24 protein-coding genes are annotated in these 23,216 nt (G+C 46.7%); 11 read left to right on the top strand and 13 right to left on the bottom strand.

Annotation, left to right across the window (positions count from 1 at the left end):
* Positions 1-6 precede the first annotated feature (6 nt).
* From H3H32_RS16960 to H3H32_RS16945, 4 genes are all read right to left on the bottom strand, one after another.
* Positions 7-2,250 (bottom strand): transglycosylase domain-containing protein, encoded by a 2,244-nt coding sequence (locus H3H32_RS16960; protein ID WP_182463838.1) that lies wholly within the window; start codon positions 2,248-2,250, stop codon positions 7-9.
* A gap of 186 nt (positions 2,251-2,436) precedes the next feature.
* A complete protein-coding gene (locus tag H3H32_RS16955) occupies positions 2,437-2,889 on the bottom strand; it encodes a GNAT family N-acetyltransferase (protein WP_182463834.1) in 453 nt (150 codons plus the stop codon).
* Positions 2,890-2,977: 88 nt separating this feature from the next.
* On the bottom strand, positions 2,978-3,334 hold the full coding sequence (locus H3H32_RS16950; RefSeq protein WP_182463833.1) for a four helix bundle protein: 357 nt from the start codon (positions 3,332-3,334) through the stop codon (positions 2,978-2,980).
* A 38-nt stretch (positions 3,335-3,372) separates the two neighbouring features.
* Positions 3,373-4,407 (bottom strand): RluA family pseudouridine synthase, encoded by a 1,035-nt coding sequence (locus tag H3H32_RS16945; RefSeq protein ID WP_182463831.1) that lies wholly within the window; start codon positions 4,405-4,407, stop codon positions 3,373-3,375.
* A gap of 67 nt (positions 4,408-4,474) precedes the next feature.
* Here H3H32_RS16945 and H3H32_RS16940 point away from each other — a divergent pair, with 67 nt between their 5' ends.
* The 3 genes from H3H32_RS16940 (at position 4,475) to H3H32_RS16930 (ending at position 7,806) form a co-directional block, all read left to right on the top strand.
* Positions 4,475-5,380, top strand: a complete 906-nt coding sequence (locus H3H32_RS16940) for a 1-aminocyclopropane-1-carboxylate deaminase/D-cysteine desulfhydrase (protein ID WP_182463830.1) — start codon at positions 4,475-4,477, stop codon at positions 5,378-5,380.
* Positions 5,381-5,400: 20 nt separating this feature from the next.
* Positions 5,401-6,666 (top strand): acyl-CoA dehydrogenase family protein, encoded by a 1,266-nt coding sequence (locus H3H32_RS16935; protein ID WP_182463828.1) that lies wholly within the window; start codon positions 5,401-5,403, stop codon positions 6,664-6,666.
* Positions 6,667-6,732: 66 nt separating this feature from the next.
* Entirely contained in the window at positions 6,733-7,806 is a 1,074-nt protein-coding gene (locus H3H32_RS16930) for a phosphotransferase family protein (protein ID WP_182463827.1), read from the top strand.
* A gap of 1 nt (position 7,807) precedes the next feature.
* On the opposite strand, the gene H3H32_RS16925 is transcribed toward H3H32_RS16930, so the two are convergent.
* The 5 genes from H3H32_RS16925 to H3H32_RS16905 form a co-directional block, all read right to left on the bottom strand.
* Positions 7,808-8,311, bottom strand: a complete 504-nt coding sequence (locus H3H32_RS16925) for a DUF6169 family protein (protein ID WP_182463826.1) — start codon at positions 8,309-8,311, stop codon at positions 7,808-7,810.
* Complete coding sequence (locus H3H32_RS16920) at positions 8,277-8,471, bottom strand: hypothetical protein (protein WP_182463824.1); 195 nt, start codon at positions 8,469-8,471, stop codon at positions 8,277-8,279. Before H3H32_RS16920 ends, H3H32_RS16925 begins: the two co-directional genes overlap by 35 nt.
* 64 nt (positions 8,472-8,535) lie before the next feature.
* Entirely contained in the window at positions 8,536-9,486 is a 951-nt protein-coding gene (locus H3H32_RS16915; protein ID WP_182463822.1) for an L-threonylcarbamoyladenylate synthase, read from the bottom strand.
* A gap of 104 nt (positions 9,487-9,590) precedes the next feature.
* The gene (locus H3H32_RS16910) at positions 9,591-10,064 is read right to left on the bottom strand and encodes an FKBP-type peptidyl-prolyl cis-trans isomerase (RefSeq protein ID WP_182463821.1); all 474 of its coding nucleotides are present in this window, start codon (positions 10,062-10,064) and stop codon (positions 9,591-9,593) included.
* 200 nt (positions 10,065-10,264) lie between these two features.
* The gene (locus tag H3H32_RS16905) at positions 10,265-10,573 is read right to left on the bottom strand and encodes a hypothetical protein (protein ID WP_182463819.1); all 309 of its coding nucleotides are present in this window, start codon (positions 10,571-10,573) and stop codon (positions 10,265-10,267) included.
* A 103-nt stretch (positions 10,574-10,676) separates the two neighbouring features.
* On the opposite strand from H3H32_RS16905, the gene H3H32_RS16900 reads away from it, so the two are divergent.
* The 3 genes from H3H32_RS16900 to H3H32_RS16890 all read left to right on the top strand — a co-directional run bounded on the left by H3H32_RS16900 (position 10,677) and on the right by H3H32_RS16890 (position 13,042).
* Positions 10,677-11,267 (top strand): fasciclin domain-containing protein, encoded by a 591-nt coding sequence (locus H3H32_RS16900; RefSeq protein ID WP_182463817.1) that lies wholly within the window; start codon positions 10,677-10,679, stop codon positions 11,265-11,267.
* A gap of 185 nt (positions 11,268-11,452) precedes the next feature.
* Positions 11,453-11,698: a hypothetical protein gene (locus H3H32_RS16895; protein WP_182463815.1), complete on the top strand. Its 246-nt coding sequence runs from the start codon at positions 11,453-11,455 to the stop codon at positions 11,696-11,698.
* 111 nt (positions 11,699-11,809) lie between these two features.
* A complete protein-coding gene (locus tag H3H32_RS16890; protein ID WP_182463814.1) occupies positions 11,810-13,042 on the top strand; it encodes a L,D-transpeptidase family protein in 1,233 nt (410 codons plus the stop codon).
* Here H3H32_RS16890 and H3H32_RS16885 read toward each other — a convergent pair.
* Complete coding sequence (locus tag H3H32_RS16885; RefSeq protein WP_182463812.1) at positions 13,012-13,731, bottom strand: murein L,D-transpeptidase catalytic domain family protein; 720 nt, start codon at positions 13,729-13,731, stop codon at positions 13,012-13,014. The genes H3H32_RS16890 and H3H32_RS16885 overlap by 31 nt on opposite strands.
* A 109-nt stretch (positions 13,732-13,840) precedes the next feature.
* On the opposite strand from H3H32_RS16885, the gene H3H32_RS16880 reads away from it, so the two are divergent.
* Positions 13,841-14,581 carry an EcsC family protein gene (locus H3H32_RS16880; RefSeq protein ID WP_182463811.1) on the top strand — a complete coding sequence of 247 codons (741 nt, stop codon included), beginning with the start codon at positions 13,841-13,843 and terminating at the stop codon, positions 14,579-14,581.
* A 15-nt stretch (positions 14,582-14,596) separates the two neighbouring features.
* Here the strand turns inward: H3H32_RS16880 and H3H32_RS16875 are convergent, their stop codons facing one another.
* From H3H32_RS16875 to H3H32_RS16865, 3 genes are all read right to left on the bottom strand, one after another.
* On the bottom strand, positions 14,597-15,739 hold the full coding sequence (locus H3H32_RS16875; RefSeq protein ID WP_182463810.1) for an FAD-dependent oxidoreductase: 1,143 nt from the start codon (positions 15,737-15,739) through the stop codon (positions 14,597-14,599).
* 34 nt (positions 15,740-15,773) lie between these two features.
* Entirely contained in the window at positions 15,774-16,526 is a 753-nt protein-coding gene (locus tag H3H32_RS16870) for a helix-turn-helix domain-containing protein (protein ID WP_182463809.1), read from the bottom strand.
* A gap of 138 nt (positions 16,527-16,664) precedes the next feature.
* Positions 16,665-17,336 (bottom strand): outer membrane beta-barrel protein, encoded by a 672-nt coding sequence (locus H3H32_RS16865; protein WP_182463808.1) that lies wholly within the window; start codon positions 17,334-17,336, stop codon positions 16,665-16,667.
* 94 nt (positions 17,337-17,430) lie between these two features.
* Between H3H32_RS16865 and H3H32_RS16860 the strand changes: the two genes are divergently transcribed.
* From H3H32_RS16860 to H3H32_RS16845, 4 genes are all read left to right on the top strand, one after another.
* Positions 17,431-18,360 carry an EamA/RhaT family transporter gene (locus tag H3H32_RS16860; protein ID WP_182463807.1) on the top strand — a complete coding sequence of 310 codons (930 nt, stop codon included), beginning with the start codon at positions 17,431-17,433 and terminating at the stop codon, positions 18,358-18,360.
* 142 nt (positions 18,361-18,502) lie between these two features.
* Positions 18,503-20,083: a sulfatase family protein gene (locus H3H32_RS16855; protein ID WP_182463806.1), complete on the top strand. Its 1,581-nt coding sequence runs from the start codon at positions 18,503-18,505 to the stop codon at positions 20,081-20,083.
* An 88-nt stretch (positions 20,084-20,171) separates the two neighbouring features.
* Positions 20,172-21,335, top strand: coding sequence for a formylglycine-generating enzyme family protein (locus tag H3H32_RS16850; protein WP_182463805.1), 1,164 nt, complete (start codon positions 20,172-20,174; stop codon positions 21,333-21,335).
* 169 nt (positions 21,336-21,504) lie between these two features.
* Positions 21,505-23,136: an ABC-F family ATP-binding cassette domain-containing protein gene (locus H3H32_RS16845; protein ID WP_182463804.1), complete on the top strand. Its 1,632-nt coding sequence runs from the start codon at positions 21,505-21,507 to the stop codon at positions 23,134-23,136.
* The last annotated feature ends 80 nt before the right edge of the window (positions 23,137-23,216 follow it).

Here is a 23,216-nt window from a genome sequence, read left to right as displayed (position 1 = left end):
GTACAGTTAGGGGTTATTGGCTTCCAGAGCCTTTTTCGCTTCTTTTTCCCGTCGCTTTTGCTCCCGTCGTTCCTGCCGAAGTTGCTTGCGGGTTTTAACAGTGTCGGTAGGGGCTGGTTCGTTCGTGATGACGTCAGGTGTTGATCGGCGTTCAGGCTGAACCGTTGATTGCTCCTCATCCGTTCGTTTCTCATCGGCTTTTTTGCCTTTAAATAATCGGCGGAAGAAGTTCCCGATTCCGGTACCTCCTTCGCTGTCGTCGTCGGCATCAACATCTGCCGGATCTGTCATTAGGCTGTCGCTTTGGAATAAGGAATCTACAGGAGCAACCTGACGACGAAGTCCTTCGCGAAGGCGAACGCCATAAAAACCGTAAGCGCCGGAGTCCGGTGCCGTCAGGCCACGTCGGGACATAATCCGACCAATAAGTCTAAAGTACCCACGTACGTTTCGTACCTGAAGGGTGCCATCTGGCACGAACCAGTTTAAAGCGGCTTTAGGACGGGGTACTACAAAGGCTAGAAAAATACTTTCGCCCAGATCAAGTTCAGAGGGACTTTTGGCAAAGTAATAGCGGGCAGCTTCTCCAATGCCGTAAATATTTTTTCCCCACTCAATAATATTGAGATAGACCTCATACATCCGTTCTTTGGGAATGATATGCTGGTTCTCGATCAGCCAGACAATCAGGATCTCTTCAACCTTGCGAGAAATCGTCTTATTTCGATTTAGGAAGACGTTTTTTACCAACTGCATCGAAATCGTACTGGCTCCTCGTTTAAATGATTTCTCTTTAAAATTGGTCGCAATAGAGACGCGGAAAGCTTTCTCGTTGAATCCCTTATGCGTAAAGAAGTTATAATCTTCCGAGGTTAACAACGCGTTCCGAAGATCAGGCGAAATCTGGTCGATAGGGGTGTAGTCCGGATTTTCGGGGCCAACAACAATATCCCGAACGGGTTTGCCTTTCTCGTAAGGAGTATAAATAAACGGCTGGTTGATGGCCGCGAAATCCGTGCGACCCATTTGCAAAATCTGGAAGCCTTCGGAGGTTAAACCAGAATCAAATTTTACGGAATCGGGAAGCGAGGAATCTAATTGGAAATCAACATCATACCGGAGCTTGCCGGAGACTTTCATCCCTTCAAGCGATTCAAACAATCCTTGCGGAAATGAATTGAACAGCGCCTGAGCGTCCATAGGGCCCGTATGTAACTGGGCCTCATAAATTTTCGTTGGCTTGAGCGTATATTTTAGGAAAGGATGGGCGCTGACTTCTCCTAAGTGTAAGGTTGATGAGCTATCGACACCCACATAATTTTCGCCAACAAACAGGTGTGCATCTATAGCTGCCCTTGGCACCAGCACATCAGCGCGGGCAATGGCCGGATGGTTAATCCGTAAATTCTGAACAGAACCCGCTCCTTCAAGCCGAAACTCACCACCCGAACGATCAACCTCATGAAGTTCGGCCCGTAAGGTATCAGCCTGGAGCTTTAAGTTAAATTTCTTCTGAATATAAGGGAGTTCAATTGGCTTCCCTTCGGCATATAGGGCCAGATTATATTCCCGGCTGGCAGGATCAGCGGTACCTGTCACGTGCCAGGTTGCCTGATTGCCGTTTAGTTTTAGTGTTGAGGCTACGTCTTCGTCTTTAATAACCGCTGTTTGGGTTAGCAGACTTAGAGTATCGTCCGTATCCATAGCCCGAAACTCCAGATTGCTGATATTCAGATCATCGGGAATCTTAGACAGAATATTGTCGATCAGGTTTTCGGTTACATCAGCCAGATTTGTACGCTGGGATGATTCAGCCGAACGGTCAGCAGTTGCTGTAGAATCGCGTTTTTTGTGAAGCAGGAAGTCAATATTCGTGAGCGAATCACGCTTTACAACCTGAACAAGACCATTTTCGAGGGTCATGCCCGACAAGCCGATTTTACCAGTCAGTAACGGCCAGAACCGGACTGCCAGTTCAACCCGTTGGATACGAGCCAGACTGTCGCGCTGTTCAGGCACGACTGAAATATCCGTGAATGCCAGCGAGCTTAATCCGGTAAATTTGGCTGAGCCAATCCGAACATCAAGATGATAATCCCGTTTTGCTTTACGGATTCCTCGTTCGAGGGCAGTTTTTAACAGGCTTTCGCGCTTGAAATAAGCCACGCCAGCACCTACACAGGCCAATAAAAAAATACTCAGAAATATCCAGCCAGCGATACGCAGAGCCTTCTGTTGACGATCCGTCATGCTTAGTCACTATTCTCGAATCGCAAAGATAGGGAATTGGGAGGAGGAAAGGGAATTAGAAGGAGGAAAGGGACCAAGGGGAGGAGAGGGAAAAAAGGGACAAGAAGATAAAATAGTATTCTTTTATCATTTCAAACCTCTCTTCCCTTTCGTCCCTTTCCTCCTTCTAATTCCCTTTCCTTCTTTTTAAAAATCCAGATGACAGTTCGTCCAGCCGTCGTCGAAGCGGGTACCAAACTGCTTATAAAAGCCAATAGCAGGCTCATTCCAGTCCAAAACTTGCCACATCATACCGGTGCAATGGGTTTCTTTGGCCGTTTCAATGGTAGCATCCAGTAGGAGTTTTCCGACGCCATAGCCTCGAAAATCTTCCGTCACAATAATATCTTCCAGGTACAGACGCTTGCCTTTCCAGGTCGAATAGCGGAAGAAGTACAGGGCCATACCGACAATATTTTTGGTGTCTGAGTCTTCGGCCATAATCATCCCAAAAAGAGGGTTGGGGCCAAAGCCGTCAAGCGCCATTTGTTCAACGGTGTTGCTAACCTGATCGGCAGCTCGTTCGTAAACGGCTAATTCCATTACTAAAGCAAACGCTTCAGGGATATCCTCAAGGGTGCCAGGTCGAATTGAAATCATTTTTTAATGATGAATGATGAATGATGAATGATGAATGATGAATGATGAATGATGAATGATGAATGATGAATGATGAATATTTTTGCTCTCAGCGATTACTCTTTGCGGTGAGAATAATGCTACGGATTAATTTTAGTAATTCGTTGGCATCCTGATAAATGCTTTCAAATTCGGCTATAGTTAGATAGTCTGTTGCATTCAATAACTCAAGCCAATATAATGTCTCGTCGGCTTCTTTCTGAGCAACACCCATTTTGTGAATGAAATCAGCTTTACTTTCTGCATTATTGCCTTCACGTACATTTGCTCCTACCGATGTTCCAGATCGTAGCATCTGTTTGCTCAGCACAAATTCTTTTTTAGTGTCTTTAAGATGCTGATAAAGTCGGATAATGCGAATGGCAAAACGAAAACTCTTATCAAGAACAATATTATCCTTTTTCATGGTACAAGTAGGGCAAAGCGGGTAAAATTCATCATTCATCATTCATCATTCATCATTTTCCACTTTCTCCATTTATTAAGGGCTGCCTGGAAATCGTCGGGTAGGTCCGAGTCGAACTGGAGCCATTCTTTCGTTCGGGGGTGGGTAAAGCCCAATGATTTAGCGTGGAGAGCTTGCCGGGGTAATAGCTTGAAGGCATTTTCAACGAAGGCTTTGTAACTTCCAACCGGATTGCCTCGTAAAATACGATCTCCACCATACATGGCATCGTTGAATAACGGATGCCCAATGTGCTTTAGATGCGCCCGAATCTGATGGGTGCGGCCCGTCTCGAGATTACACTGTACCAACGCAACATAACGTAACTCTTCCAGGGTTTTATAATGCGTAATGGCCCATTTTCCCTTGGTCTCATCGTCGTAAATTACCTGCACTTTCCGATCTTTTATTGATCGACCAATGAAACCCGTAATGGTGCCATCAAGTGGATTGGGAACGCCCCAGGTAAGGGCGTTGTAGGTACGCTCAATCGTATGCTCGAAGAATTGCCGGGCCAGATGCGTCATGGCATACTCGGTTTTGGCAATCACCATTAACCCCGACGTGTCTTTGTCGATTCGGTGTACTAAACCCGGACGGATTTCTCCGTTACGCGATGTGGGTAGATTCTGGAAGTGATAGACCAATGCATTGACCAGCGTACCATCCCAGTTTCCATGAGCGGGGTGAACAACCATGCCCGCAACCTTATTGATGACCAGCAGATCGTCGTCCTCAAAGACAATATTGATCGGGATATTTTCAGGCTTGACATCGGTATCACGAGGTGGATGAGCTAACGAAATCGTTATGACATCCAACGGTTTTATTTTGTAACTGGCTTTGGTGAGTTTATCATTTACCCGAACCGATTCGGCATCAATAGCTGCCTGAATTTTGGTTCGGGTTGCGTTTTGCAGCCGATCCATCAGGAAGCGATCAATCCGCAATAGTCCCTGGCCTTTATCCACCACAATTCGATGGTGTTCGTATAATTCGTCGTCTTCTGGTAATTCGTCGTCTAGTTCTGCCATTTTCTCAACTAAAACCTATAAGATTTCTTCAAACCTCCTAGGTTTGTACAAGACAAAATTACGGATTATGAACGAACTTGCCCGCCAGTTAGCTCATTTGGTGGGAAACTCGCCACTTCAGCTAGTTGAAGATCCTTTTCCTGAGCCCGTTACGATCCGTTTATTCCTAAAACGTGACGATTTGTTGCATCCGCAGGTATCGGGCAATAAGTGGCGTAAACTCAAGTATAATCTTCTGGCTGCCCGCAATCAGGGTTTTTCAACCTTGTTAACCTTTGGCGGAGCCTATTCCAATCATTTATATGCGACGGCTGCGGCTGGGCATGTGTTCGGTTTTAAAACGATTGGCCTTGTTCGGGGCGAAGAGCTTGCCGATAAGCCGCTCAATCAAACCCTCGCTTTTTGCCGACAAAGCGGTATGCAGTTACAGTTTATTAGTCGAGCCGATTATCGACGAAAAGAGGAGCCTGATTTTCTGAATGCGTTATTTGCCGAATTCGGCCCCTGCTATAATTTGCCGGAAGGCGGTACAAACGAACTGGCTATTCGGGGCACGGCTGAAATTATTCCAGAAATTAGTACACAGTTAAGCTATACGCCCGATTTTGTATGCTGCCCGGTTGGCACAGGCGGTACTGTAGAAGGGCTGGCCAAGTCGGCATCCGAAGAAACAAAAGTCTTAGGCGTGATGGCGTTAAAAATTCCTGATGTCGACAAGCAGGGAAATTGGCGGCAACTGAACGATTATCATTTCGGTGGATACGCTAAAACCACGCCTGAGTTGATTCAGTTCATTCAGACGTTTGAACGAAAAACAGGTGTCTTACTCGAGCAGATTTATACCGGAAAAATGCTTTATGGTATTTATGATCTGGCCCGAAAAGGATTCTTCCCGGATAACGCAACTGTTGTGGCCGTTCATACAGGCGGGTTGCAGGGGAGGAGTGTGGAGTTGACTATGACGAATCAATAAAAATCCCCTATTTTTCCAATATGGAAACGATTTTCACGACCGAGCGAGTCAGGCCCTTATTGGCGCGAGTTCAGGAATTTGTTCAATACGAATTGATTCCGCTCGAAGACGGATTTTCGCATAACAATCTTGGCGCTATTATTCCCATTCTTGATCAGAAACGGAAGTTGGTCAAAGCTGCCGGTTTGTGGGGATTGCATCTGTCAAAAGAGGAAGGGGGACATGGTCTTACGTTGTGCGAATTTGGTCAGATTAGTGAAGCATTGGCGCATGCGCCCTTTTTCGGACATTATGTGTTTGGGTGTCAGGCACCTGACATCGGCAATACCGAATTACTTCACAAATTCGCTTCGGAAGAGCTGAAAGAACGGTATTTGAAACCACTGATGGCAGGCGAAATTCGTTCCTGTTTCTCAATGACCGAACCCGAGTTTGCGGGCTCAAACCCTACCCGAATGGCCACCTTAGCCGTACGCGATGGAAACGACTACGTGATAAATGGGCGTAAGTGGTTCACATCCTCGGCCGATGGTGCTGCTTTTGCGGTGGTAATGGCTGTAACAAATCCGGATGCCGCCCCGCACCAGCGAGCCAGTATGATTATCGTTCCAACCGATACGCCTGGCTTCAACATTGAACGTAATATTCCCGTTTTTGGCGAAGCGGGTGAAGGCTGGTTTAGCCATGCCGAAGTGACGTATACCAACTGTCGGGTTCCGGCTGCAAACGTGATTGCAGGCGAAGGTATGGGTTTTCGACTGGCGCAGGAACGGTTGGGGCCCGGACGCGTTCACCACTGCATGCGTTGGGTTGGTAATGCCGAAAAGGCGCTGGATTTGATGTGCAAACGGGCTGCCACTCGTGAGATTGAAGAGGGCGTGATGCTGGGCGAAAAGCAGTTTATTCAGGATTTCATTGCCGAAAGTCGAGCCGAAATTGATGCCTGCCGATTGTATGTACTGAACACCGCTCACATGATCGATACGGTCGGCGTAAGCAATGTTCGGGATGCTGTTTCGGCCATAAAATTCTACGTGGCCAATGCTTTTCTGCGCGTACTCGACCGGGCCATTCAGGTGCATGGTGCCCTGGGCGTTACGGACGATACCGTGCTTTCTGCTATGTATCGGCATGAACGAGGAGCCCGTATCTGGGACGGAGCCGATGAAGTACATAAGCAAAATCTGGCAACCAATATTCTGAAAAAATATGGACTGGACATTAAGCAAAAAGCAAAAGAGCTGCGTCAGTTTCGGCAAATGATGGCAGCCGAGTCATCTCTATAAAATACTGTAAACGATTGATTAATAGGGTTGGATAGTATATACCCTATATCATACATCCTATATCAAATGCTTTCTCTCGATGCGCCCCGCGCTGTTCGCTCTGGCGAAGAACTTGATCTGAATCTGTTGCATGAGTACCTCCGGCAGGTTGCTCCTTCGGTAGGCGAAATTCAGGAAGTACGGCAATTTGCGAACGGCTTCTCTAATCTGACGTATTGGCTTAAAACCAGCACTCAAGAGTATGTACTGCGCCGACCGCCGTTTGGGGCCAACATTAAAGGAGGGCACGACATGGGCCGTGAGTTTCGGGTATTGTCGCTGTTAAAAGGGCATTACGATAAAATTCCAGAGCCTATTGTTTACTGCGAGTCAGCGGATATAATTGGCGCGCCATTTTATATCATGACGCGTATTTCAGGCATCATTTTGCGTGCGCACATGGCCCCAACCTTGAACCTTGACCCTGCCTGGATGCGTGAGTTATCGGAGGCATTGGTCGATAATTTGGTAGCTATTCATCGTTTAGACATTGAGAAAACGGGACTCATCCAGTTGGGCAAACCAAACGGCTACGTACAAAGGCAAGTGGAAGGCTGGAACCAACGCTATCGGACTGCCGAAACCGATAAAATTGAATCCATGAATAGCGTTGGCTATTGGCTTCAACAGAATTACCCTATCGATCACGCGCCTGCTTTTCTGCACAACGACTACAAATTTGACAATGTCCTATTCGCTGCTAACGAAGCCACAGGCGATCCGCTACCGCTTATTAAAGGTGTATTGGATTGGGAAATGGCAACCGTCGGCGACCCGTTGATGGATTTGGGGGCTACCCTTGCCTATTGGTCCGAAGCGGAAGACAGCCCAGCGTATAAAAACTTCAACCTGACCTGGCTACCGGGCAATTTAACCCGGCAGGAAGTGGTGGCTCGTTATGCCGAACAAAGCGGGCGAGACTTGAGCCAAATTCTGTTTTATTACGTATTCGGACTGTATAAGAACGCCGTAATTGCCCAGCAGATTTATACTCGCTGGAAACAGGGACATACTAAAGACGCTCGCTTTGGGCATTTGCTGCCCATGATTATTGAGTTGGCAGATAATTCAGCAAAGGCTATCGAGCGTGGGGAGATTTAACTTACTTTCTAGAGTCAGTTAGTAAATCATCGAAAGCCAAAAGTAAGCGACGACGGTAAGGGTTATCTAGTCTGAGAATCAGGGAGATAAAATAATGCTCGCCCGCTTCGTCGGTTAAGGTGTCGTTGAATTGGAAATAATCAACGCCTTTATAATAATGGAACCAGCTTAAAAACTTGCGTTGCCTTATACGGCCACGCTGGTCGGATATATCGCATATATAGACAACAATTCGCTCATGTTGCTCAAAAAAATTACTAAATATCCGAGCAATCGTTGGAGGAACTAATGGATCTCCTGGTGGGCGTTTCCCCAAAGGATTGTCGATAACGGCAATAGTTATCTCAAAAACAAATGGCTGAAGGTCGGGGTCGTTAGCAAAAATATAGCCGCTCGGCCTAAAACTGACCTCGTAAAGAATTCTATTGCTTGTTCTAAACAGAAAAGAATCTGTTTTTTCATTCGTTACCTCATAACCGAACAATGGGCGTTCCTCTTTCTGCATTCTTACGATCCAGTTCGGCCACTAGGGCTTGTTTGGCGGGATTGTTTTTATAATCTTCAATAGCCTGTTTTTCAGCTTCTTTCTTATTGGCTACCATTTGTTTGACAATAGCTAAAGCCCGCTCATGCCGTTCTCCTTTTTTAGGTTTTTCTGTTGTCATGGCTTATGTATTTTTAACGCTTAAAGCTAAAACCAATTTTGGGATAAAAAAATGCCAGTGACCTCTAGTGTACACTCGCCCGCCGGAGTCGATCGTTCATAGCCCAACCTAGTCCCTGATTGGGTAGGGGTTCAGCGTAAATAATGTCGATGGGGAGCGTGTCTAAGGCACGCAGGTGCGCGAAGAGATTTTTAGCCGCTTCGTTCAGATCGCCTGTGGGGGAGAGAATTCGCTGATGGTCAGTTGAAATGCCGCCGAATGGTTCCCGAAACACTAAAGCGCCTGCCCGCTCATTCGGTTCAGGAGTATGTCCCGCAGCAACCAGAATTAGCGGTTTGCGGGGGGCATAGTGACTGCTTAACATGCCCGGCGCTTTCGGGTTCGAGGTCGAATGGGTTTGTACGGAAACGGGCCCAACTACTTGCTCGATTTGTTCTAAAGCCATACCCCCCAGCCGAAATACGGTGGCCTGGTTGTTCTCAAAACCTACAATCGTTGATTCAATACCAACACCTGCCGGACCACCATCCAGAATATAGGGTATTTGATCGCCTAGTTGATCGGCGACGTGCTGTGCAGTAGTTGGGCTGATATAGCCAAATGGATTAGCACTCGGTGCGGCCAGGGGAAAATCGAGCGAACGCAGTAAATCGAGCGTAAGTGGATGATTCGGAATCCGAACCGCAACAGAAGGTAAGCCTGCTGTGACGAGGTCTGGAATTAAGTCGCGTTTGGGAAGAAGCAGCGTTAACGGACCGGGCCAGTAGACCTCTGCTAGTTTTTGGGCTGGCTCAGGAATGTCGGTCACAAATTGGTCGAGCTTTTCGAGCGAGTCCGTATGAATAATGAGCGGATCGAAAGAGGGGCGATTCTTGACCTGGAAAATTTTCAGGACAGCATCCAGATTAAATGCATTTCCGGCTAATCCATATACTGTTTCGGTAGGGATGCCCACCACGTTTCCTGCCTCCAGAAACTCCTTCGCTAGCTGCGTATTTGTACCAATCTGTGCCATGGTACAAAGATAAGGGAGAAAGGAGGAAGAGGACGAGAGGGCAGAAAGGATTGGTCTATTTTCCCTTTACTCCCTCTCGCCCCCTTCCTCCTTTCTCCCTTCTTTTAATGATGATGATGACCATCTGGGCCATGCGCATGGCCATGCGTTAGTTCATCCTCTGTGGCATCCCGAACGTCGATTACTTCGACATCGAAATAAAGACTCTGATCGGCAAGGGGGTGATTTGCATCGACCGTTACCGTATCAGGGCCAACTTCAGTTACGGTAACAACCTGACCCTCATTGGTCTCAAATTGCATCCCAACCTCAATCTTCTGGCCGCCAAATGCCCGAAGAGGAACAGCTTCTACCAATCGGGAATCACGTTTGCCATACCCTTTCTCGGGAGAAACGTCTATCTGAAAATGGTCGCCTTTCGTACGACCTTCCAGTCCTTCTTCCATACCCGGAATGAGGTTATTGGCCCCATGTAGATAATATAATGGATCTTGTCCCTGGCTGGAATCTAAAATGTTACCACTACTATCACGAAGGGTGTAGTGAATAGAAGCTACTTTGTTTTTTGTAATATTCATATGGTTTTCTAGTGAACTAGGTTCGTTCTTCACCGACAACAAGCGAAGAAATAAAGGTGCTTGTGGTTTAGATTTAATTGATAATCCCGCTTAGGCCTGATAAGTTTGGTTGATAGAAACTTTTTTTACTTTCTGCCTGATTTAAGCCTATCTGGGACTCTCGTAAAATGACGCTTCCAGTAGGTTAAGCTAGACTGTGATTACTTCTCGCAAGGCTTTTTCTTTGGCGAGAATATCCTCCATTCCTTGACGATGAAAATCCGTCGGTCATCTTTATAATCTCCTTCCAGTAGTCCAGATGTGTGTAGAAGGCAACAGCCAGAAATCGCTATCTTTGCTTTATGAATGAGCGCTTCAAATTTTGGCTCAAGCGCGTTGGCTGGCTGGGCTTTTTCTTCTTCCTTATCAAAGGCCTCCTTTGGCTGTTGATTCCATATCTTATTGCAAAGGGCGTTTTCTCTAAATAAATAACGTTGTCCCTTTCGCTCATTTTCTGACTTTCTGGGCAATTTTCTGCTGTTAACCTACCGTTTACTCAATAAATCGGGGCGATTGCTTCGGGCTTATCTTGTGGTAAGCTGTATGTTTCATTTCCAACTAGACTCAATTAGCATGAAAAAGAAACTCGGTTTGAGTGGGGTAGTGGCGTGTGTACTGCTCTCTGGACTTTTTGTAGCAGCTAATGCACAAACGCAGAATTCGGCGGGCCAATTGGCCACAAGTACGACATCCGAAGCTAATTCGGTATTGAAACCAAGTCATTCGGTGACGAATAAAGACTTGGCGATCAGTGCTGCCAGATCGGCCAGGCACACGACGTTGTTTAGGGCTATGCGTGTATCAGGCCTGACGGAGCAGGCGAGCAGTAAAGGCCCATATACCGTGTTTGCACCTACGAATGAAGCCTTCGATAAACTCCCCGCCGGAACACTGGATGAGTTAATGAAACCTGCTGCTAAAGCTAAGCTACAGAAGTTGTTAGCTTATCACGTCGTGAAAGGTAAATACACGGCCGATCAGTTGCAGGATGGACAGAAGCTTAAAACGGTAACGGGAGGCACTCTGACTGTCGGCAAGCAAGGTGAAACGCTAAGCATCACCGACGGAGCAGGCAACACAGCCACCATCGATCAAGGGGATGCTGAAGCGACTAATGGCTTAGTGTATTCAATTGATTCCGTATTAATGCCAGGCACGAAATGATGTTAAACTCTGGCGCGAGTATGTACTCCTGCCTTTTTGATAGAGCAAGCATTCGCTTGCGTCAGTGGATACTGACTTATTAACAGGCACGAGTACATACTCGCGCCAGAGTTTAATAAACAATACTCTAGCTTACTAGTTTGATAGACTAATGATTAGATAGAAACTTTACAGGTAAGATTGTTATGGAAAATCAGGAAAAAGAAGATATCATCCGGGCCAAGCAAGCCATTTCGCCCGCCGGTTTGGCAAACCAATCGATTGAAGGCAATAGTGGCCCAGGTAGTCAGATTGACGCAGAGGAGTTAGAGCCCGATGCGTTGGAAGAAGACTATATGGATGGCGACAACATAGCTGCCAACGTGCGGATGACGCATCCAAATCGAAACCCCAACCCTAAGCCGAATATTGACAAGCCGGCGTATAGCTAATCAACGAAACGGGCAACTTGATCAGGGTTGCCCGTTTCGTTGTTGGGCAATTCAGGAAAAAACAAAGGTAGGTTTGACTAGTTGTTGTACTAGTGAAACACAACAATACGCATGGATAACCTGGATAAACGAAGAATTGGAATTGGTGTTGCGGTAGTAGCCAGTCTGGTACTCCTGTTCTTTGTGGGTAAGTGGTTTATTAAACAGAAAGCAACAAAGAAAGAACAGGCTAAAGTTGAACAGACTCGTCAACAAGCGGAAAAGAAAGCAAAACAAGCACTCGTAACGCTACACTCTGTCTGCCGTTATGCCGATTCGGTTGGCATTGATACGACCCGATTTGGGACTAAAGCTGGACTTGATCAGGCTGAAACCGAAGAAAAGCTGGCTGACCTCCTTCTCGAAATTCGTTATGGGAAAAAGCCTTCCCGACTAGAGTTTAGTGGACTAAAGGAAGCTGTTGACTCTAGTTGGACTCAAAATGTATACGAGGCCAGTAAGCCCACGGCTTTGGTAAAGCTTGCACCGTTTGGGCCTTACAATCAGTTGGTGGGGCACTATAGCCGTCTGCGAAAATTAGCCAGATCGAATCCTGCATTAGCCGACTCACTGCGATTAATTCGACAGACGCTTAACTTCTATCGGTATGTCAATCGCTTCGATGCCGACCGGTTTGTACTCGTCAATATTCCGGCGGGCGAATTGAACGTATTTGGTCGAGCAGGCGAACGGCTATTACCCATGCAGGTTATTGCCGGAAAGCCCGATAAGCGCACACCCTGTATGACCACCTATGTGCAGGATATTGTGGCCTATCCGTACTGGAATGTACCACAGAACATCGCACTGGATGAAATGCTACCTCGCATGAAACGGAACATTGCGTTCATCTACAATCAAAATCTTCAAATTCTGAATGATAAGAATCAGGAAATCGACCCCGAAGAAATAGATTGGGATAGCTTATCGACAACTAATTTTCCCTATCGTGTTCGGCAGGCATCAGGTTGTGAGAATTCGCTGGGGCTATTAAAATTTGATTTGGCTAATCCACTGGCCATTTACCTGCACGATACCAATAGCCGGGACTTATTTACGCAAACCGCCGATCGCTGGCGAAGTCATGGCTGCGTTCGGGTGCAGAAACCAGTTGAACTAGCGAATCTGATTTTAGGTAGTCAGACATTTGATGCTGCGTTTATGACTAAATGCCTGGTCGACCAGAAACCGCGCACATTGAGCATTCCAAAGCCGTTCCCGGTTTTTATTGCCTATAACATTGCCGATGTCGACGCGACGGGAAAACTACGGTTTTACAAGGACGTGTACGCACTTGACAAATAAGCCGACTGTTTCAGATAATCGGGGTTAGGAGCATACACAAATAAGCACGAACCGCCTTTAACCGCCTGAATAATGCCTTTAGAATCGGCGTACGGCACAGCTGGGCATCCCTGACTACGACCTAACCGACCTGTTTTACGAATAATATCTTCACAGACGTAATCGGCACCGTGTAGCACAATATTTCGGTTGAAGACATTGTCGTTGAAGCCTTTTTCCAGCCCTTTTAATTGCAGAGAAAGGCCATGTTTACCCATGTAGGTATTGAGCGTCTGGTAAAAGCCTAAACTGCTCTGGAACGATGATTGCGTATTCGAAAACTGATTGGGAACCAGATCGCCGGAGTTGCGACCGTGAGCTACATAGGTGTTAAAAACCAGCTTTTTGTTGAACAAATCGACAACGTATAGCCGTTTATGGTTTGATGGCTGGCTTAAATCAACAATCGTTAGCATCGATTTGGCCGTATCCATTTTCTGCCAACCGCGCAGGGCATATTCGAAAACAGCTCGTTGTAAACCAGTTTGACTTAGATTAAGCTCATCGTAGATGCCAAGGCGTCCAACAGCTTTAATCGTTTTAGGGGCCGAGACAGGGGCAGCAGTTACAACGTTACGGGTAGAATTGAGTCCGGTGGTAGCAAAATAAATAACTACTAAACCAACCAGAAGCAAAAGAACATTCTTCATACCGACAAATAGGCGTGTTTTATGGGTTTATGAGGATGTATATTGACAACAGACTCATAGGTGTTTTAATTCGATGAAGATACTACTTTTTCTCTAAAAAAATTATCGTATGACCGCTTACGAACAAGCTGTTCGAAATGAATTGACGCGCTGGCAGCAGGCTATGCAAAAGCAACCATCGACTTTTGGTAAGCTTTCTACATCGCTTCAACATCGGATTAATCGTATCATTCCCAGTCGCGTACATGCTATTATTACAGCCACGATCAAGCAAATGACGCGCGCTGTTTTGTTCGGGGCGAAGTTTCTTACGCGTACTCCTGTGCTTGGCGAAACACTGGCTCAGCGCGATTCAGCTGTAGCCAAACGAATTGATTTTTATCGGAAAACCAGCGCTGCCGAAGGGGGTGTTACGGGCGCTGGGGGCTTTTGGCTAAGCATGGCCGATTTTCCGATATTGCTCGGTCTGAAAATGAAAATGCTGTTTGAGATTGCCAGTTTGTATGGTTTCTCGGTGAGTGATTACCGCGAGCGCGTTTTCATCCTTTATGTTTTTCAGTTGGCTTTTTCGAGCCAGGAACGTCGGCAAGTGATTTATGAGTATGTAGCTAACTGGCCCGAACATAGTCGACAACTACCGGAAGATATCAATCAGTTCGACTGGCTAACATTTCAGCAGGAGTATCGTGATTATATTGATCTGGCAAAAATGGCGCAATTGATTCCCGGTATCGGGGCTGCGGTTGGGGTAGTGGTCAACTATCGACTCGTTAACCAGTTGGGTCGAACCGCCATGAATGCCTACCGAATGCGGCTACTGGCTGAGAATCCTGCGTTGTTGCAAGGGTGATGTCTCATCAGAACTTTATTTATCGAACATACTGAGCATGTTGGCAAGGCCATTTTGGGAGTGTAAGGAGGCCGTTTGCTCTAATGTGATTCCGCCAATTTCAGCAAATCTAACCAACATCTGTTTCTCATACTTGGCAATGGCTGTTTGCACATCCGGGAATTCACTGCTGGTCAGACACTTGCTCAGTTCTAACGCGTCGAGCATAGCCATATTGACGCCTTCGCCTGCGTAAGGGGGCATCAGGTGGGCGGCATCGCCCAACATGGTAAGGTTTGGTAGCGTATTCCAATGCTGATCTAAGGGCATGCAATACTGTGGGCGGGGTATGAACGGAGCGTCTGCTTTTTCGAATAGTTCGAGCCAACTACTATCCCAGCCTGCAAACTCCCGTTGAAACCAGGCCAATACCTGCGCGTTATCATTGAAATCGATGCCACTCGTGTGAGCCCAATTCTCATCGGTTTTACTTCCGGTGTAAAATACAAGACTTCCATCTCCCTTAGAGCTGACAATCAATGTTTTTTCGTCGCTAATGGCAAATATTTTACCTCCGTTTAAAAGCGTATGAATACCCGGAGCTGTGGTTGCAGAGTCATAGACTTTGCCTTCAACAACGGTAATGCCTGAATAAAAAGGCTTGATAGGAGTAATAAGTGGACGTATTTTTGAATTGGCTCCATCGGCAGCAATAACAATGTCGGCAAGAGCAGACGTACCGTTTTGAAAATCAAGTTTCCAGCCATCGCCAACGGGCAATAGCGAAAGAAGGTAGCTATCCCACACAACCGTATCTGGTTGTAAGGATTCCAGCAGAATTTTTCTTAGAGGCCCTCGGTCGATTTCGGGCCGGGATGTTTCGTGGTTTTCCTTTGTATCGTCGTCGTAGAGGATCGTTGCGTGTTTATCGACAATGCGAGTTTTGTCGGCTCCTGGGCGGAAATTGGCATTGAAGGCATCCGTCAAACCAGCTTCCTGAAGGGCCAATAGTCCTGAGTCATCGTGAAGATCAAGGGTTGCCCCTTGTACCCGAACATCTTTATTTACATCTCGTTCGTAGACGTTTACATTGGCTCCCCGCTGTTGTAACAGGCGGGCGAGTGTCAATCCGCCGGGGCCTCCGCCCACAATGGCTATTTGTTTATTCGTAATCAACATGGCTGAATTCGTTTATTGTGGCACAAAACTACTTTCAGGGCAATGTTGAAAATTGTATAAATCGGTCGTTTTTGTTTTTGGTGAGTTCCTTTGGCGTAACCCCCGAGAACTTCTTAACTTCTTTAATAAAGTGAGCCTGATCGGTAAAATAGTGTTCGGGAAAAAGCTTTCCTTCTTTAATTTGGGTAAACGACGATTTATAGCGTAAAATAGTACAAAAAGTTTTCAGCGAAAGGCCAAACCGCTGACTAAAGTATCGATTGATCTGGCGACTGTTCCAGTGAACGGATTCGGAAAGTTCATGGACAGATAAAGCCCCTTCTGAGCTATAAATCAGGTCAAATAATTTTCGTTTTCGCTCGTCTACATTGCCTTTTAGTTGGCCAATCATCTTGCTGGAGACTTTAGTGCAAAAACTGCTAAAATCACCCAAGTCGTCCTGAGTAATTCCCCAAAAGTCGTTCGGTAAATAGTCGACTTTGTTTACCAGCGACGAAATCGTTGTATCGAGGAGATAATCGATTGCCAGTAATTTAAAACTGATCGCAAAAATGATGGATTGAGGGGCAATGGCGCTTTGGGAAGGCTCACTCGCTAAGCCAGCGATTGTGACATGGAAGGGTTCATTGATTGAATATGAGAAGAAGATATCGAATCGACCATCTGGTAGAACAACTACTTCCTTTTCGACATTGGTAGGATTGGCAAGCATCCAGAAACTTTCCACAAAATCGGAAAGCACCGGATCGGGTTGGATGAGTTGGTAGTCGAGGTCAAAGTCTGCCACTAAAGTCCAGAAGTTTCAAGTAAGACAGTCGATTAGGTTAATGGGCTGCCTGATAATACCAGCAACAGCCATGAAGAACAGTATCCTGCACCCGAACAATTATCCTTACTCATCAACTGTTAACTGCCGATAAGATGTCTAAAACGTATACGCCAATTGCGTTACTAAACTAAGCTCGAAAGACGAATCATTGGTAGTGGCGCCACCCAATTGGCCAAACTTATACGTCCAGGTGGGTTGTGCCATGAGCGTGTAGCGATTATTTACTTTATAGCGGGCACCGGCACCGAGCATTCCATTGAAAATAGGGCGGGGCGACGATAAAAGCCGTAGATATTGCGTTGGCTCATCTCCTCGTCGGACAACCACTTGGGAGGTAATTGGTAAATCAACAAAGACACCAAGCGAAAAATACGGAGATAAGCGCTGAGTCGACGAATAGTAGTTCAGTAAAAGTGGAAAGCGAATCACTCGGTTATGTACTGTCACGGTTCCGGGCCCTGCTAGGGCTTGACGCGCCTGACGAAGGCTCTGCTGTTGAAACCAAATACCTGATGATACCGACCAGCCGGGAGTGTAGTTATACAAAATTGATAGGCCCGCAGAGAAACCGGTCGACCATCGGCTGCCACTTATATAGACCGGCTCTACAATTTGCCCATCACTTTCAGGATAGAAATAGCGGTAGTTATAAACTGTGTGGGAAAACGCTGGCGACAGTGTAGGTGCAATCGATAATGTCGGCTGACTCCGGGCTAGCGCAGCCGAAAAAAGCAGGAGAGCAACCAGAAAACGTAAACGCATGTTCATAACAAAGCGGCCAGTTGAGTAGCGGAAAGATACACCGACAAACCGAATCGAGCAGTTAACTTCGCCCCAAAATTACCAGCCCACGTCTGTACTCATGCTCTTTTTAGGTCTTAGTATACTGCTTTCGGTACTGTTGCTATTGAATTTTCGGATATTTCCTCGTTACGAAGTCAATACGTTTCAGGCAATTGTATTCAACTATCCCGTTTGCTTTATGACGGGCCTGTTGTTGCTACCCGCGGGCCAATCGTTCGCCATTGATTTTTCACAAACCTGGACCTGGCTGGCGTTCGGACTAGGCGTGGGTTTTATTTTGACCTTTCTGCTCTCGGGAGCATCTACGCAGCGGATGGGTATCACGGCTACATCGTTAGCCAATAACCTGTCGTTAGTTATTCCGGTCTGTTTTAGTCTTTTCGTTTTCCAGACGGGCGGTAAAACCTTTGATCTCTTAAATTATCTGGGGCTGATTCTGGCCGTTGTTGCGGTAGGGCTGAGTACCTATAAAAAGGAACCGCCAACTGTTGAAGCAGATTCGTCAGCTAAACCCACATCGCGCCGATTGGGGGCAAATGTATTGTTGCCAGTTGCTGTATTTTTGTTTTATGGAGCAACCAACACGATGATCAATTACATGAACATCCGCTATATTCCTTCGGCTGATAAAACCATTCAGGTAACACTGACGATGGTACTGGGAGCTATTGTAGCTGGATTGCTGATGCTAGTTGTGCGGATCATTCAGGGGAAAGAAAAAATTCAAGTCAAGAGTCTGATTGGCGCTGTAACACTCGGCGTCCCCAATTTTCTGAGCTTCTATACCCTGTTGTTGGCGTTGTCGGCTTTTGGCAGCAACGGCGCTTTTGTGTATCCGCTTTATAATATTGGCGTTATTCTGGTGGCTGCGATGATGGCTGCCCTGTTTTTTAAAGAGCAACTTTCTACTGCGAATAAAATTGGTCTGGCTTTAGCCATTCTGGCCATTGGACTGATTTCGTGGCAGGAACTAACAGCACTTATATAGCGGACGTTTCGCCCCAAAATTGCTCGATTACCGACCAGGCTGAACCAGAATCGACGTTTACGGAAGTAAAAACAAAGTTGCCAGTGCTTACCAATGCGCGGAGAGAATAATAATCTTTGCGTATCCTTTTGCGTTTAAACACATGAGAACAAATCGTTTCTATTTACTAGCTGGCTTACTTCTGGCAGTAGCCTTCATAACGCTCTCGGCGTATTCGATAAAAAAGCTGGAGACACCTTCGACACCACCGCCCCTTACTCGTCCGAATGCCGTCCGGCCCAATATTATCTTTATTTTTTCGGATGATCATACGCATCAGGCCATCAGCGCTTATGGGAGCAAACTGGCTAAAACACCGAACATTGATCGGATTGCGAATGAAGGTGCCATTCTGCATACCAACATCGTCACTAATTCGATTTGCGGACCCAGTCGGGCTACGTTGCTGACGGGACAATTCAGTCACGTGAATGGCTATAAACTCAACGAGAAAGTATTTGATGTTCGGCAGTCGGTATTTCCGGAAGAATTGCAGAAAAATGGGTACCAGACGGCCTGGGTTGGGAAAATGCACCTGGGGGCACTTCCTCATGGATTCGATTACCTGAATGTATTGCCAGGGCACGGGCATTATTACAACTCAGACTTTGTGAATTCGAAAAACGAGACGGTTCGGTATCCGGGTTATGTGACCAACGTGATTACCAAACTTTCGCTCGACTGGCTGAAGCAGCGCGATGAGTCGAAACCGTTTTTTCTGGTTGTCGGACACAAAGCCACCCACCGCGAATGGCTGCCCGATATTCCCGATCTGGGCGCTTATGACAACAAAACATTCCCGTTACCATCGACCTTCTACGATGATTACAAAGGGCGTTTAGCCGCTCAGGATCAGGACATGACGATTGATAAAACCATGCGCCTGCAAGAAGATCTGAAAGTGCATATCGACTACGAAAAGAGTGGTACTTATAATCGGTTTACGCCCGAGCAACGTAAGCCTTTTCAGGCCTATTATGATAAAATAAGTCAGGAGTTTGATGCGAAGAAGCTGACCGGCAAGGCATTGGTCGAATGGAAATACCAGCGCTATCTAAAAGATTATCTGTCAGTTGCCAATTCGCTGGACCGGAATATTGGGGAGTTACTCGCTTACCTGGATAAAACAGGTCTGGCTAAAAATACGGTGGTGGTGTACGCATCTGATCAGGGCTTTTACATGGGTGAGCACGGTTGGTTCGACAAACGCTGGATTTACGAAGAATCCCTGAGAACGCCTTTCGTGATCCGGTATCCAGGCGTGGTCAAACCACACACGCACATCAACCAACTGGTTTCTAATATCGACTGGGCACCCACGTTACTCAGCCTGACGGGTACAGCTATTCCAAAGTATATTCAGGGCGAATCGTTTCTGCCGTTATTGAAAGGAGAAAAGACGAATTGGCGAAAAGAAGCGTATTATCATTATTACGAGTTCCCGCAGCCGCACCACGTATCCCCGCATTTCGGCATTCGAACCGAACAGTACACATTGGCTCGGTTTTACGGACCGAAAGATTTCTGGGAATTGTACGACATTAAAAAAGATCCGCACAATCTGCATAATTTATACGGTTCAAAAGGTTACGAAGCGATTACGGCTGATTTAAAAGGAAAACTAAAGAAGGAGATTCTGAAGTATAAGGATGAAGAAGCGCTTAAGATTTTGGAAAGTAACTAGTGAAAAAATAACCTCACCCCCGGCCCCTCTCCTGAAAACAGGAGAGGGGGGAATAAGGACGCTTATTTCAGATTTAGGAAATGAGAAAATGGGTACCCATTCTTTAATCCCTCCATCGTTTTCAGGCCGGGCCGACGTTCGGGAGGGGTTGGGCGGTCGGCTGCTGCCGTGGGGTAGCCTTCTCCTCTCAGCTTGTCTATTCGGTTTTAGCTTAACAAGCTGCCAAACGTCCTCCAAATCAGCCGAAGAACAGGCAAAGGCATCCGCCGATTCTGCCGCTGCCTGTATTGCAAAGGGAATGCCATCGCGATCGGCTGCTATTCGGAACGCTGCTTCCGGACCTGAATCGGGCACTGGAACTACGGAAGGGATGGTTCTGATTCCGGGGGGTACGTTTCTAATGGGTGCTGATGAGTTTGTAGATGCGCGGCCCGTTCATTCCGTAACGGTGAAAGGTTTCTGGATGGATGAACACGAAGTTACCAACGCTGAATTTGCCAGGTTTGTAGCGGCAACGGGTTACCAAACCATCGCCGAACGACCCTTGAATCCGGCAGATTATCCTAATGTGCCCGTTGAGCAATTAGTACCTGGTTCGGCAGTATTTAAGCCAACAGCTCAAAAAGTGTCACTTACGAATCCGTTGCAGTGGTGGGAATACGTAAAAGGCGCTAGCTGGCAACATCCAAAAGGAGCTAATAGCTCGATCAAAGGGCATGAAAACGAGCCTGTAGTTCATGTAAGTTATGACGATGCGCTTGCTTACGCGAAGTGGGCTGGAAAACGCTTACCAACCGAAGCCGAGTGGGAGTTTGCCGCTCAGGGTGGCAAAGGAAATCATACTTACTATTGGGGAAATGAATTGAAACCGGCTGGTAAATGGGTCGCCAATATTTACCAGGGCAGTTTTCCCGATCATAACACAACCGAAGATGGTTTTGTGGATGTCGCCCCCGTGAAGTCATTCCCCGCAAATCCATATGGACTGTACGATATGGACGGTAATGTCTGGGAGTGGTGTCAGGATTTTTATCGACCCGATTACTACACAAAATTGGTTACTAATAATCCACAAGGCCCAACCGACAGTTACGATCCCGATGAACCCGGTGCCGTGAAGCGTGTACAACGGGGAGGCTCGTTCTTATGTAGCGATGAGTACTGCATTCGGTACAAAGCAGGTAGCCGGGGCAAAGGCGAAGTAAGCAGCGGAAGTAATAACCTTGGCTTTCGCTGTGTTCGGGATAAATAAACGGTAGAACCGCACGGGCGGCCCCGGCGGATTGAGATGATTAGTATGATTTACACAGATAAAAATCTTTTCAGATCATAGTAATCACTCAATCCGTGTTCCATCTTATCCCCCAAATCCCGCTAAAATTTCGTACCTTTGTAGTTCAATCTGAACGAAAAACCACGACATGCTATCGGTACAAAACGTCTCACTTCGCTACGGTAAGCGAGTTCTTTTCGACGACGTAACTATAAAATTTACACCCGGTAACTGCTTCGGTGTTATCGGCGCTAATGGAGCTGGTAAATCAACACTATTGAAAATTCTGTCGGGTGAAATTGAGCCGCAAACTGGCTCAGTAACCATGAGTCCTGGCGAACGTATGTCGGTGCTGAACCAGAACCAGTCTGCCTACGATGAATTTCCTGTTCTACAAACCGTCATTATGGGCAACAAACGCCTGTATGACATTATGCAGGAGAAAGATATCCTGTATGCCAAAGAAGAGTTTACCGACGCCGACGGCGAAAAAGCGGCTGAACTCGAATCGGAATTTGCCGAGATGAATGGTTGGGATGCTGAATCAGACGCGGCCACTTTATTATCGGGACTGGGCATTAAGGAAGACCTACACTACTCGTTGATGAGCGATATCAACGGTTCTGAAAAAGTGCGGGTACTATTAGCGCAGGCGCTCTTTGGTAACCCCGACGTGCTACTGCTTGACGAGCCGACCAACAACCTCGATGTTGAATCGGTGATCTGGCTCGAAAACTTCCTGGCTAATTTCAATAACACCGTTATCGTGGTTTCCCACGACCGGCACTTCCTGGATCAGGTTTGTACGCAAATTGTAGACGTTGACTTCAGCAAAGTGAAGCTCTTTGCGGGTAACTACTCATTCTGGTATGAATCGAGTCAACTGGCGTTGAAACAACGGCAGGATCAGAACAAGAAAACGGAGGATAAGCGGAAAGAACTGGAAGAGTTTATCCGGCGATTCTCGGCCAACGCGTCGAAATCGAAACAGGCTACCAGCCGGGCTAAATTGCTTGAAAAACTCACGCTGGAGGATATTCAGCCGTCATCCCGGAAATATCCGTACGTAAACTTCAAACCCGAACGTGAACCCGGCGATCAGATTCTGACGGTCGACAATCTGACCTATACTTCTGAAGACGGCACGAAGCTGTTTGAAAATCTATCGTTTACCATGAACCGGGGCGATAAGATTTTCCTCTATAGCCGCGATGGGCTTGCCGTTTCAGCTTTGTTGGATATTCTGGCTGGCGAACGCAAAGCCGATTCGGGTACATTCCGTTGGGGAATTACCATTACCATGTCGTATTTCCCGACAGATGCTGAGAAGGAAAAATTCTTCCAGACCGATCTTAACTTAGTTGACTGGCTACGGCAGTATTCGGTTGAAAAAGATGAAAGCTTTATTCGAGGTTTCCTGGGTCGTATGTTGTTCTCGGGCGAAGAATCACTGAAGAAAGCTACTGTATTAAGTGGGGGCGAAAAAGTGCGGTGTATGCTATCGAAAATGATGCTGTCGGGCGCCAACGTCCTGATGCTCGACGAGCCTACCAACCACCTTGACCTCGAATCGATCGAATCGTTGAACAATGGCCTGATTGACTTTAAAGGCCCGATTCTGTTTACCTCGCACGATCACCAGTTTGTACAGACGATTGCGACGCGTATCATCGAAATCACCCCGGCTGGTATCCTTGACAAATTGATGACCTACGATGAATTCATCTCTGACGATCGTGTGAAAGCACAGCGCGAGGAGTTGTACGCAGCAGTAGCATAGGAAGAATACTAAACAAAAAACAAGGGAGTGGATATTTTAAAATATCCACTCCCTTGTTTTTTGTTTATTTAAGCTATGTT

This window comes from Spirosoma foliorum, assembly GCF_014117325.1.
Taxonomy (GTDB): Bacteria; Bacteroidota; Bacteroidia; order Cytophagales; family Spirosomataceae; genus Spirosoma; species Spirosoma foliorum.
The sequence above is the reverse complement of the archived record's forward strand: the minus strand, read 5'-3'. Positions and strand labels throughout refer to the sequence as shown.